Annotated in this window: 8 protein-coding genes; 4 read left to right on the plus strand and 4 right to left on the minus strand. The window is 70.7% G+C overall.

From position 1 onward, the window contains the following. The first annotated feature begins 6 nt into the window (after positions 1–6). Positions 7–1,230, plus strand: a complete 1,224-nt coding sequence (locus tag ABT127_RS04660; protein ID WP_351444486.1) for a lytic transglycosylase domain-containing protein — start codon at positions 7–9, stop codon at positions 1,228–1,230. Here ABT127_RS04660 and ABT127_RS04665 read toward each other — a convergent pair. Both ABT127_RS04665 and ABT127_RS04670 read right to left on the minus strand, forming a co-directional pair. Beyond that, the gene (locus tag ABT127_RS04665; protein ID WP_351444489.1) at positions 1,204–2,832 is read right to left on the minus strand and encodes a DUF8823 domain-containing protein; all 1,629 of its coding nucleotides are present in this window, start codon (positions 2,830–2,832) and stop codon (positions 1,204–1,206) included. The genes ABT127_RS04660 and ABT127_RS04665 overlap by 27 nt on opposite strands. A 164-nt stretch (positions 2,833–2,996) precedes the next feature. Continuing rightward, on the minus strand, positions 2,997–4,250 hold the full coding sequence (locus ABT127_RS04670; RefSeq protein ID WP_351444491.1) for a cytochrome P450: 1,254 nt from the start codon (positions 4,248–4,250) through the stop codon (positions 2,997–2,999). A gap of 224 nt (positions 4,251–4,474) precedes the next feature. On the opposite strand from ABT127_RS04670, the gene ABT127_RS04675 reads away from it, so the two are divergent. Further along, positions 4,475–5,644 carry a steroid 3-ketoacyl-CoA thiolase gene (locus ABT127_RS04675; RefSeq protein WP_351444493.1) on the plus strand — a complete coding sequence of 390 codons (1,170 nt, stop codon included), beginning with the start codon at positions 4,475–4,477 and terminating at the stop codon, positions 5,642–5,644. Between the two features lie 9 nt (positions 5,645–5,653). Here ABT127_RS04675 and ABT127_RS04680 read toward each other — a convergent pair whose 3' ends face one another. Together ABT127_RS04680 and ABT127_RS04685 are read right to left on the minus strand one after the other, a co-directional pair. Next, complete coding sequence (locus ABT127_RS04680) at positions 5,654–6,631, minus strand: LacI family DNA-binding transcriptional regulator (RefSeq protein ID WP_351444496.1); 978 nt, start codon at positions 6,629–6,631, stop codon at positions 5,654–5,656. An 82-nt stretch (positions 6,632–6,713) separates the two neighbouring features. Next, positions 6,714–9,677 carry a CBM35 domain-containing protein gene (locus tag ABT127_RS04685; RefSeq protein ID WP_351444499.1) on the minus strand — a complete coding sequence of 988 codons (2,964 nt, stop codon included), beginning with the start codon at positions 9,675–9,677 and terminating at the stop codon, positions 6,714–6,716. Between the two features lie 543 nt (positions 9,678–10,220). On the opposite strand from ABT127_RS04685, the gene ABT127_RS04690 reads away from it, so the two are divergent. Both ABT127_RS04690 and ABT127_RS04695 read left to right on the plus strand, forming a co-directional pair. Beyond that, complete coding sequence (locus tag ABT127_RS04690; protein WP_351444502.1) at positions 10,221–11,591, plus strand: ABC transporter substrate-binding protein; 1,371 nt, start codon at positions 10,221–10,223, stop codon at positions 11,589–11,591. A gap of 94 nt (positions 11,592–11,685) precedes the next feature. Beyond that, positions 11,686–12,642, plus strand: a complete 957-nt coding sequence (locus tag ABT127_RS04695) for a carbohydrate ABC transporter permease (protein WP_351444504.1) — start codon at positions 11,686–11,688, stop codon at positions 12,640–12,642. Positions 12,643–12,649 lie beyond the last annotated feature (7 nt).

Below are 12,649 nucleotides of genomic sequence, written 5' to 3' on the forward strand. Positions count from 1 at the left end.
GTCCTCATGCGTACCCCGCGACTGAGCAAACGCCCCCGCCTCGGCCGACGACTGCGCGGCACCGCGATCGCCGTCGCCGCGACGGCCGTGCTCACGGCGTCCCAGGCCCCGGGGGTCGTGGAAGAGCTGACCAAGAGCCACGACAGAGGCACCGACCCGATCGCCCTCGCGGGCGGCTCCGGCACCCTGCCCGAGGTGCCCTCCCAGGGCGACGACTCGTACCACACCGAGCTGCCGCCGCTGACGACACCGGACAACCCGGACATCACCTTCCCGCCGACGGAGATCCGCGCCGAGGCCGGCATCCCCGCGACCGTCCTCGCCGCCTACCGCAGAGCCGAGGCGTCCGTCGGCCGCAGCGACCCGGGCTGCCGCCTCCCGTGGCAACTGCTCGCCGCGATCGGCAAGGTCGAGTCCGGGCAGGCGCGCGGCGGCGACGTCGACGCGCACGGCACCACCCTCCACCGCATCACCGGACCGGCGCTGAACGGCAAGGGCTTCGCGCTCATCCGCGACACCGAGGGCGGGCGCTGGGACGGGGACTCCGTCTACGACCGGGCCGTCGGGCCGATGCAGTTCCTGCCCGGCACCTGGCGCCGCTGGGGCGCCGACGGCAACGGCGACGGAACCTCCGACCCCAACAACATCTTCGACGCGGCCCTCGCGGCGGGCCACTACCTGTGCGCGGGCAACCGCGACGTCGGCACCGGCGGCGGTCTGGAGCGGGCGATCCTCAGCTACAACTACTCGCGCGACTATCTCCGTACGGTCCTGTACTGGATGGAGTTCTACCGCAAGGGCGTGCACACCGTCGCCGACGGCAGGGGCGTCGTCCCGGACAGCCCCGGCGCGGGCTCGAAGACCCCGGCGAAGAAGCCCGTCGGCGACAAGGACGGCGGCGGCATCGTCATCGGCCCGCCGCCCACCCGGCAGCCCAGCCCGACCCCGACCACCAGCCCCACGCCCAAGCCCACCGACACCGGCGAGCCGAGCCCCAGCCCCACCCCCGGGCCCTCCGACACCAGCTCGGAGACCCCGCCCGTCACCGGCTCCCCGACGGACACGCCCACGCCCCCGGAGACCAGCGAGCCCGGCACCGGCACCCCCAGCGACGGCGGCTGCCCGTCCGACAGCGCGTCCCCGACGGACACCGCGAGCCCGACCGGCTCGCCCAGCCCCTCGGAGAGCCCGACCGGCTCCGCCTCACCCTGCGCGACACCCGGAAGCTGACGGCCCCGGCGACGGCGCCCGCTCCCAGCCGGAGCCGACCCGGTAGGTGCCGGGCGCCGTCGCCACCAGCTCGGTGAACTCGCCGCCGGGCTGCGGCCGCACCGTCAGACAGCCGCGCTCGGACGTCAGCCACGGCGAGTAGGCGACCTTCAGCGTCGCCGTGCCCGCCCGCTCGAAGCGGACGGTGACCCGGGCCCCGTCCGACCCGACGACGGCGGCGGGCGCCGAGACCAGCGGCACCGCGTCCCGCACCCGGTAGATCCGCCAGTGCGGGCCGCGCCACACCGGCTCCAGATATCCGGGCCCCGAGCGGACGAACGCGGCCTCCTGCTCCGCGAACCCGTCCGGCGTGCCCTCCGGCAGCACCACGAAGCCGACCGCCCACCGGTCCAGCCACGCCCGGTAGGTGGCCGCCGAGAACGTGCCGTCGTAGAAGAGCCGCCCCCGCTCGACGTCCAGCTGCCGGTTCCAGCCGCGCGCCATGTTCACGTACGGCGCGAGCGCGGTCGCCTCCCGGTGGTTGCGGGCCGGGATCACCTCCACCCGGGTGCGGTCGGCGCCGAGCCGCTCCAGCTCCCGTACGACGTCGTGGGTGTCGGCCGCCCAGGCGGGCACGCGGGTGGACACCCGCAGATCGTCGACGGTCTTCTGCGCCACCCACGCCGAGGACAGCACGAGCGCCACGGCCAGGGCCAGCGACCGCAGCCGGTACCGGCCCGGCGGCCGGGCAAGGAGCGCCGCCAACAACGCGGCGGGCGCCGCGAGTTCGGCGAGCCGCTCGACGTTCGTGCCGACGGGGGAGGGGACGAGGTAGGTGACGACCGTGCCGGCCGCGTAGACACCGGCCGCCCACCGTGCCACCCGCCAGCGCCGGGGCCCGGCCACCACCAGCGCCAGCGAGAACACCACCGGCGGCCAGATCCGGTCCGGCGGCATCAACTGCTCGCCCTGGAAGGGGAACAGCAGCGTCGTCGCGCCCACGACCAGCGCGGGCGGCACGAGGTACGCGACGGCCCGCCCCCAGTCCCGTACGCCCAGCCAGCCGGCCCCCACGACGGCCAGGAACAGCCCCGCGACCGGGGACGCCGTCGTGGCGAGCGCCGCGCAGAGCGCGCCCGCCGCGTACCCGCGCCGTCCGGTGAGCGCCACGCACGCGCCGAGGCCGAGCGCGACGCCGAGCGCGAAGGTGGTGCGGCCCGACGCCACGTCGCACCACAGGGCCAGGGAGAGCAGGACGGCGGGCGGCAGCGGGCGGGCGATGCCGGTGCGCACGAGCAGCACCGCGCCCAGCCAGGCGGCGGCGAGTCCGGACACCACCGTCACCGGCCTGACCCCGAGACCGGCCATCACGTACGGCGAGATCAGCGAGTAGTTGGCGGTGTGCATGCCGCCGTACCAGAACAGGTTGTACGCCGACGTCCCGTGGTCGGCGGCGAACCGGGCCCACGCCTGCTGGGCCGCCAGATCGCCGCCGCCGGTCGCGAGGAACAGCGCCCACACCGCGTACAGCGGCAGCGTGGGCACGGTCGCGAGCAGCGGCACGCGGTGCCGTACGGCCGGGGGCGTGCGGGGGCGTGCGCAGGGCAGGTCGACCGTGGCCACGGGTACCGATCCATCCGTCTCTCGTCGCGTCGCGTCTTCTCAGGTCCCAGGTCCCAGGTCCCAGGTCCCAGGTCTCAGGACTCGGGTCTCAGGACTCAGATCCCAGGGAGAAGACGCATAACGCAACGAAAGTGTTCATTCAGGGGGATGGATCCGGCCGGATTTCACCCCTTCGCGGGCCCCGCCACCTGAAGCTCCTTGACGCCGTTGAGCCAGGCCGCGCGCAGCCGCCGCGGGTCGCCGACGAGCCGCAGGTCGGGCAGGGCGTCGGCGATCGCGTTGAAGATCAGGTCGATCTCCAGGACGGCGAGGGACTTGCCGAGGCAGAAGTGCGGGCCGCCGCCGCCGAAGCCGAGGTGCGGGTTGGGGTCGCGGGTGATGTCGAAGGTGTCGGGGTCGGTGAAGACCTCCGGGTCGTGGTTGGCGGACGAGTAGAAGATGCCGACCCGGTCGCCCTCCTTGATCTTCTGGCCGCCGAGTTCGGTGTCCTGGGTGGCGGTGCGCTGGAAGGAGACGACCGGCGTCGCCCAGCGCACGATCTCCTCGGCCGCGGTCGAGGGGCGCTCGCGCTTGTACAGCTCCCACTGGTCGGGGTGGGTCAGGAAGGCGTGCATGCCGTGGGTGATGGCGTTGCGGGTCGTCTCGTTCCCGGCGACGGCGAGCAGGATCACGAAGAAGCCGAACTCGTCCGAGGAGAGGTTGCCCTGGTCCTCCGCCGCGACCAGCTGGCTGACGATGTCCTTGGCCGGGCACTGCTTGCGCTCGGCGGCGAGGTTCATCGCGTAGCTCACGATCTCCATCGCGGCCTCGGCGCCGATCTCCTCGGTGATCGCGTACTCCGGATCGTCGTACGCCACCATCTTGTTGGACCAGTCGAAGACCTTGGAGCGGTCGTCCTGCGCGATGCCGATGAGCTCGGCTATGGCCTGGAGCGGCAGTTCCACGGCGATGTTGGTGACGAAGTCGAACGAGCCGTCGGGGCCCGCCTGCTCGACGGCCTTCCGCACGATGTCACCGGCCCGGGCGCGCAGCGCGCCCTCCAGGGAGCGGATGGCGCGTGGCGTGAAACCGCGCTGCACTATCTGGCGCACGCGGGTGTGCTCGGGCGGGTCCATGTTCAGCATGATCATCTTCTGGACTTCGATCTGGTCGCGCTGGATCGAGGAGTTGAAGCGGATCACGGCGGTGTTGACGTTGGAGGAGTAGATCTCCGGGTGCGTGGACACGTACTTGACGTCGGCGTGCCGGGTCACCGCCCAGTACCCCGCGTCGTCGAAGCCGGAGATCCCGTGCTCCTGCGGGATCCAGCGCACCGGCTCGGCCTGCCGCAGCTCGGCGAACTCCGGGTACGGCACTCGGTCTTGGAGCAGATCGGGATCGGTGAAGTCGAACCCGTCGGGCAGCGCGGGGCACGGCATGGGGTCACTCCAGATTCTGTCTGACGCTCCGTCAGTTATGGCTCGAAAGGTAGTAACGGGTTCTAGAAGTGGCAAGGGGCGCGGGTGTGTTGGTTCCGTGTGTTGTGCTTGCACGACCCTTGCGTACCGGGGGTAATCACGCTGAGACTGCATGCATAACTGGTACGCGTTCTAGTTTCAGTTGAGGATCATCCGTCCGGGATTGCGTGGAGAGGACGACTGTCATGGCAGCCGAGCCCGTCATCGTCGAGGCCGTACGTACCCCGATCGGCAAGCGCGGTGGCGCGCTCGCCAATCTCCACCCGGCGTACCTGCTGGGGGAGACGTACCGTGAACTCCTCGGCCGCACCGGCATCAAGGCCGACTGCGTCGAGCAGATCGTCGGCGGCACGGTCACGCACGCGGGCGAGCAGTCCATGAACCCGGCGCGCACGGCGTGGCTGACGATGGGCCTGCCCTACGAGACCGCCGCCACCACCGTCGACTGTCAGTGCGGCTCCTCCCAGCAGGCCTCGCACATGACCGCCAACATGATCGCGGCGGGCGTCATCGACGTCGGCATCTCCTGCGGCGTCGAGGCCATGTCGCGCGTCCCGCTCGGCTCCGGCTCCAAGCGCGGCCCGGGCAAGCCGTTCCCGGAGGAGGGGAACGTCGACCTGCCCAACCAGTTCGAGGCCGCCGAGCGGATCGCGCGGCGCCGCGAGCTGACCAGAGAGAACGTCGACTCGCTCGGTCTCATCTCGCAGGAGCGGGCCGCGATCGCCTGGTCCGAGGAGCGGTTCAAGCGCGAGACGTTCGCCGTGCAGGTGCCGACCACCGAGGCCGAGCAGGCCGCCGGGCAGGGCATGTGGCGCCTGGTCGACCGGGACGAGGGGCTGCGCGACACGACCATGGAGGGCCTGTCCGGCCTCAAGCCCGTCATGCCGACCGCCGTCCACACGGCCGGCAACTCCTCGCAGATATCCGACGGCGCCGCCGCCATCATGTGGGCGTCGAAGCGGATGGCGCGGGCCCTGAAGCTCAGGCCGCGCGCCCGCATCGTGGCGCAGGCGCTGGTCGGCGCGGACCCGCACTACCACCTGGACGGCCCGGTCGACGCGACGCGCACGGTGCTCGGCAAGGCCGGCATGACCCTCAAGGACATCGACATCGTCGAGATCAACGAGGCGTTCGCGTCGGTCGTCCTCTCCTGGGCGCAGGTCTTCGACCAGGACCTGGAGAAGGTGAACGTGAACGGCGGCGCGATCGCCCTCGGCCACCCGGTCGGCGCGACCGGCGCCCGCCTCATCACGACCGCGCTGCACGAACTGGAGCGCCGGGACAAGGAGTTCGCCCTCATCACGATGTGCGCGGGCGGCGCGCTGGCCACCGGCACCATCATCCAGCGGCTCTGAAGGACCCCTCTACCGCAGCGGGGCCGTGGACTGGCGCACCACGAGTTCCGGCTCGTGCAGCAGCTCGTGCGGGGTGGGGCTGTCACCCGAGATCTGGTTCGCCAGCAGGGTGACGGCCGCCCGCGACATGGCCTCGATCGGCTGCCGCAGGGTGGTCAGCGGCGGGTCGGTGTAGTTCATGAAGGCGGAGTCGTCGAAGCCGACCACGGACAGGTCGTCGGGGATGCGCAGCCCCACCCGCCGGGCGGCGCGCACGGCCCCCAGGGCGAGGACGTCACTGCCGCAGATCAGCGCGGTGACCTTGTGGGCCAGCAGCTCGGAGGCGACGGCCTGGCCGCCCTCGAAGGAGAACAGCGCGTGGCCGACGGGGTGCCGGCCGGTGCTGCCCGCCGTCAGGGCCTCGAACGCGGTGGCCTTGCGGCGTGACGGCATGTGGTGACCGGGGCCGACCATCAGGCCGATGTCGGTGTGTCCCATCGCCGTGAGATGGGCGAAGGCCTGGCGGACGGCGGCCTCGTCGTCGGTGCTGACGCTGGGGAAGCCCGGATAGTCGACGGCCGCGTTCAGCAGCACGACCGGGACCCCGCGCTCCAGCAGCGCCTGGTGCTCGTCCCCGGTCAGCCCGCCGCAGAAGATCACCCCGGCGACCTGCTGGTCCAGGAGCATGGACACGTACTCCGCCTCGGTGAGACCGCCCGCGGTGCGGGTGCACAGCACGGGGGTGAAACCGAGCTGGACGAGGGCGCCGCCGGCGATCTCCGCGATCGCGGGAAAGATGGGGTTCTGCAGCTCGGGCAGGACGATGCCCACCAGACGGGCCCGCGCGGCGCGCAGCTGCGTGGGCCGCTCGTAGCCGAGGACGTCCAGTGCGGTGAGGACGGCCTGCCGGGTGCTGTCGGACACGCCCGGCTTCTCGTTCAGGACGCGACTGACGGTTGCTTCACTGACGCCCACTCGGCGGGCTACTTCTGCGAGCTTGCGGGCCATGGCCGGAGTGTATCCGCACGTCAGTGCGAGGAGACGGGCCGGTGGCCGCCCCGCGCGGGGGACGGCCACCGGTGCGGGGCGGTCAGAAGCCGCTGTTGCCGCTGCCCCGGGTGACGGTGAAGCCGGGGGAGTTGTTGAGCAGCCCGCCCGTCTTCGCGGTGACGGTGGTGTTGGCGACGGTCATGCCGCCGGTGACGTTGTTGAGGTCGAAGCCGTAGGTTCCGGCATTGGCGATGGTGTTCCCGTCGAGGGACAGGTTGCTGATCTTCTTGGCGTAGCTGAGCAGGACGCCCTGGTAGGTGCTGTCCTTGATGGTGTTGCCGTCGACGTGCACGGGCTGGGTGATGTCCGCGGTGTCGGCGTAGATCCACAGCGCGCCGATCGTGGTGGCCCAGTTGATGTGGTACGAGCCGCAGCGCGTGAGGAGGTTGTCCCGGACGTAGATGTCGGAGCTGAAGCCCTGCCCGAAGTAGGTGCTGATGGTGATGCCGGAACCGAAGGCGACCGTGTCGCTGACGGCGTTGTTCTCCAGGGTGTTGTCACCGCCGCCGTAGACCCCGATGCCGTTGGCCTGGATGGGCAGCTGGGCGGTGTTGTGGGAGACGGTGCTGTGGGTGACGTTGCCGTCCTCGGTGTCGAGGGCGAGGGAGTCGTCGCCGGTGTTGCGCACGTGCGACTGCTCGACGCGCGTGTTGTCGGAGCCGCCGTGGACGTGCAGGCCGTCGGCGAAGACGTCGCGCACCCGGACGCCGGAGACGAGCAGACCGGTACCGGGCCGTGCCCACAGGCCGACCTTGGTGTGCTCCATCCACACGTTGTAGATGAGGGAGCCGGAGGCGAAGCTGCCCTCGATGGCGGCCGCGCCGGAGTCGTTGTTGCGCGAGGTCTGGTCGCCGAAGACGGACAGATCGGCGATCTGGACCCGGCCGCCGGTCGAGAAGAGGCCGCCCGCCCCGTTCTCCGCGGTGGACCTGAGCGTGGTGTACCAGGGTCCGGCGCCGCGCAGCGCGACCCCCGACAGGTTGACGCGGCCGGAGATCGAGTAGGTGCCGGACGGCAGCCACAGCCCCTTGCCGGCGCTCGCGGCGCTGCTCAGCGCCGAGTTCAGGGAGCTGGTCACGTCAGCGGCGCCGGGCGTCACGCCGTAGTCCGCGGCCGACACGTAGCCCGCGGGCATGGTGGCGGCGGGGTCGACCAGCTCGGTGTCGACGACGTCGACGGTGTACGAGGCCGCGGTGGACCCGGCGTCCTTCTGCAGCTTCAGGACGGTGCCCGCCGGCCAGGTGCTGGTGTGGAGGTAGCGGACCTCGTCGAAGTAGTGGTGACCGGTGGAGTCCCCCGCGTTGCCCGGGGTGTTGGTGTCGTAGTACCCGGCGCCGTACAGCCACGAGAACTTGTTGGTGGTCTGGAGGTCCGTCACCTTGGACGAGCCCGCGTACAGGGACAGCGGCGCCGTGGTGACGGAACCGCTCGCGGTGTCCGGGATCGAGTAGCGCACGACGAGCGCGTTGGCGGGCTTGGTCAGCGTGATCTGCACGTACTGGCCGGTGGCGGTGAGCTTCACCGCGCTGCGGCCGGTGGACTCGGCGGACAGGCTCGGATAGCTCGTGCTGACGGCCAGCTTGGTGCCGTTGGTGGAGGCGTCGGCCGCCCGGTACTCGGTGTACGGCAGGGTGGCGCCCTGCGCGGCCGGCGCGGTGCCGCCGTCCACGGAGACGCTGTCCACCGCGACGTTTCCGCTGTCGCCGGACTCGGTGCGCAGGCCGATCAGGTTCAGGCCGCCGCGGAGCTTGGCGTCGACGGAGACGTACGCCCAGCCGTCGGCGGCGGGCAGGGACAGCTGACGGGAGCGGACCCCGTTCAGGTACAGGGAGAGGGTCTGCGCGGAGCCGGTGGAGTTGCGGTAGGTGACGGCCAGCGGGTAGGTGCCCGCGGACGGCACGGCGGTGTCGATGACGGTCTCGGCGCCCTGCGCGGTGAAACCGGTGAGGTAGCCGCTGCCGGTGTACCCCGACAGGGAGGTGGCCTTGGCGGGGCCGCCGGTGGCGAACGCGGTCTCCGCCTCGTACGCCTTGCCCGGGGCGGCGCCGTCACCGCCGCCTCCGGGCGGCTCGGTGGAGCCCGCGGAGACGGTGATGTTGTCGACGTTGACGTTGCCCGAGTCGGCGGAGTCGAAGCGGTAGGCGACGGTGTTGGAACCGGCCTTCAGGGTGAGGGACTCGGTGCGCGAGCCCCAGGTGTTCCAGTCGGAGGTCGCCGCCAGTGACGTGGTCAGGGCCTTGCTGCCGTTGACGTACACCGACAGCGTCTTGGCGGAACCGGTGCCGTTGGCGTAGCGGAGCGCCACGTCCGCGGACCCGGCGGCGGCCGCGGTGACGGTGAACGTGGTGGCGGCGGCGCCCTTGTGGGAGTCGGTGTAGCCGCCCACGTAACCGGTGCCCTGGTAGCCGGAGTGCTCGGTCTCGGTCGCGGTGCCGCCGCTCAGCGCCGCGGACTCGGCCTCGTACCGGCCGTCGACCGCCGCGGGGGCGGCCGTGAGCGTGAGCGCGTCGAGGTTGACGTTGCCGGAGTCGGCGGAGCCGAAGACGTACCCGATGGTGTTGCTGCCCGCGGTCAGGGTGACCGGACTGGTCACCGTGGCCCAGGTGTTCCAGTCCGCGGTGGCCGGCAGGGAGACGGTGCCCGCCTTGGTGCCGCGGACGTACAGGGACAGGGTCTGCGTGCTGCCGGTGCCGTTGGCGTAGCGCAGGGCGGAGGTGTGGGCGCCCGCGCTCGCCGCGGTGACGGTGAAGGTCGTGGTCGCGGCGCCCTTGGCGGAGTCGGTGTAGCCGCCGACGAAGCCGCTTCCGGTGAAGCCCGTGTGGTCGCTCTGGACGACGGCGCCGCCGCTGAGCGCGGCCGACTCGGCCTGGTAGGTGGTGGAGGCGGCCACGGCCGGGGTGCCGAGTCCGCCGAGCGCGGCGCACAGCACGGCCAGGACCGTGCCCACCAGAAGGAGCCGGGATCTGGTGCGCTCCGGGCGGAGCACGGAGCCGATTCGAGACATGGGGAACTCCCACGGAAAAGGGGGCGGGTGAGTGACGCGCACCGTAACGGCGCTGTGATGCGCGGGCAATGCGTGCGGACATCCGCGAATTCCGGCGGCCCTTCCCATGAAATCGGTTGCGTTGTTTGCACGGCTCCAACTACCGCTGCGTGCAGCGGAGTTGAGGCCGGGAAGCGGTCCGATCCGAGGGAACACAATTACGTGCCGAAGGTCGGATTCTTGCTCTGCTTCTTGCGTGCTCCGCGGGCCGCGGTCTCATCGCCCGGACTCTCTTCTTGCCAGCTCAGCCAGGGTAGGAAGCGCTGTCTTGGCTGGCGGTCCGGCCCCGGTGAGCCGGGTGCGGGACGGATCGGGCGGCCCCGATGTCGGGTTCTTGCGTCCGGTTTCGTCAGAAGATTTCTCGGAAGTCCGCAGGTGTTATTGATGCTTTGCGTATTCAGATTTGTGTATTGCTCGCCGTTCGTGGGGGCCGTAACTTGTGCGTCACCTCGACGGGCCGCGTATCGACGCTGTGCCTCTCCACTTCACCCTCAGGGACGATCCATGACCGCAATACCGGTGGGCAGAAACGCCCGCGTCGGCATCGCCGTGGCCGCGGTGGCCGCACTCGGCCTCTCCGTGAGCGGCTGCGGAGCCTCCGGCGACGAATCCGCCGATCCCAACGGCAAGATCACCATCACGGTGAACGACATGCCCGCGAAGACCGACCCGGTCAACCGCAAGATCTTCCTGCAGGACGTGGCCGCGTTCGAGAAGGCCAACCCGAAGATCCATGTCGTCCCGCACGAGGGGCAGATGGATCCCCAGACGTTCTCCACCAAGCTCGCCGGAGGCCAGCTGGAGAACGCCTACTACGTCTACCTCACCGACCCGGCCGGGATCATCGCCAAGCACCAGGCGGCCGACATCACCGACGCCCTCAAGGACTATCCGGAGGCCCAGCAGGTCAAGCCCCAGCTGCGCAAGGTCTTCCAGGACGAGGCCGGCCGCACCTACGGCGTGACCGAGGGCAACTACTCCATGGGCCTGGTCTACAACCGCACCCTGTTCAAGAAGGCCGGCCTGGACCCCGACAAGCCCCCCACGACGTGGGACGAGGTCCGCGCCGACGCCAAGAAGATCGCCGCTCTCGGCAAGGGGATCACCGGCTACGGCGACTACAGCAAGTCGAACACCGGCGGCTGGCACTTCACCGCGGAGATGTACTCCCGCGGCGGTGACGTGGCCAAGAAGCAGCCCGACGGCACCTGGAAGGCCGACTTCGACAACGCCACCGGCCGGGCCGTCCTCCAGCAGCTGCACGACATGCGCTGGACCGACAACTCCATGGGTCAGCGCCAACTCCTCGAATGGGCCGACCTGTTGCAGATGATGGGCGCGGGCAAGCTGGGCATGTACCTGGCCACCTCGGACAACATCCCCACCATCGCCGCGCAGTACAAGGGCGACCCCAAGGAGTACGGCTTCGGCGCCATCCCGGAGGGCAAGGGCACGCTGGCGGGCGGCGGCGGGTTCATGTTCAACCCGAAGAACAGCCCCGCGCAGACCAAGGCCGCCCTGGCCTGGATCATGTTCAAGTTCGAGAACCCCGACCGGATCACCATGGGCCAGAAGCGCGCCGCCGCCCACAAGCAGCCGGTCGGCCTGCCCGAGCCCAACATCTGGACCGGCGCCGCGCAGAAGACCAAGGCCGCGGCCGACAAGAAGTACGCGAACCAGCCCGTCGCGAACTACAAGCCGTTCAGCGACGCCATCGGCGGGATCCCGCTCCGCCTCGAACCGCCGCAGGCCCAGAAGATCTACGCCGTCCTGGACACCGCCATGGCCAAGGTGCTCACCGAGAAGAACGCCGACATCGACAAGCTGCTCGGCGACGCCTCGAAGCAGGTCGACGCCCTCCTCGCCGCCCAGTAGCGGCCGCCGTCCCGCCGTGCCGCGGCACCTGACCCCGCGGCACGGCCCCGGCCCCACCCCGTACCGCCGAACCCCCGAACCACAAGGAGAAACCATGGCGACGTCCCTCGCGCCGCGGCGCAGCGAGGTCCGCCCGCCGCTGCCCGCCACGGCCCCCGGGCCCGGCCGATGGCCGCACCTGCGCCGGCGGCTCACGGACAACGCCCTGGCCTACGGCTTCCTCGCCGCCGGGATCCTCAGCTTCGCCTACTTCTCCTGGTATCCGCTCGTCCGCGGCATCGTCCTGAGCTTCCAGCGCGACAACCTCATCACCGACCCGCAGTGGATCGGCCTGGGCAACTACCGCACCCTGCTGGCCGACCCGCTGTTCTGGACCGCGTGGAAGAACACCGCCGAGTTCACCGGCCTGGCCCTGGTCTTCGGCTACGCCGTGCCCTTCGTCATCGCCGTCCTCCTCAACGAACTGCGCCACTTCAAGGCCTACTTCCGCATCGCCGTGTACCTGCCGGTCATGCTCCCGCCGATCGTCAGCGTCATGCTGTGGCAGTACTTCTACGATCCGGGCCAGGGCCTGTTCAACACCCTCCTGCACGGCGCGCACCTGCCCACCTCCCAGTGGGTGCAGTCCCCGCACACCGCCATGATCTCGCTCGTCCTCGTCTCCACCTGGGCCAACATGGGCGGCGCCACCCTCATGTACCTCGCCGCGCTGCAGTCCATCCCCGGTGAGCTGTACGAGGCGGCCGAACTGGACGGCGCCGGAATGTGGGCGCGGCTGCGCCACGTCACCGTGCCGCAGATGCGCTTCGTGATGCTGGTGCTGCTCCTGCTCCAGATCATCTCGACGATGCAGGTGTTCATCGAGCCCTTCCAGATGACCGGCTTCACCAACACCTCCACCATCACCGTGATGACGCTGATCTACCGCTACGCGTTCGCCGTCAACAACGACTTCGGCCTCGCCGCCGCGATGAGCGTGCTCCTGTTCGTCGTCCTCGGCGTCTTCGCCGCCGTCTATCTGCGCCTGACCCGCGACGGCGACCAGGGCTGAGGGAGAA

Origin of the sequence: Streptomyces sp. NPDC001904, assembly GCF_040297005.1 — a bacterium.
Lineage (GTDB): Bacteria > Actinomycetota > Actinomycetes > Streptomycetales > Streptomycetaceae > Streptomyces.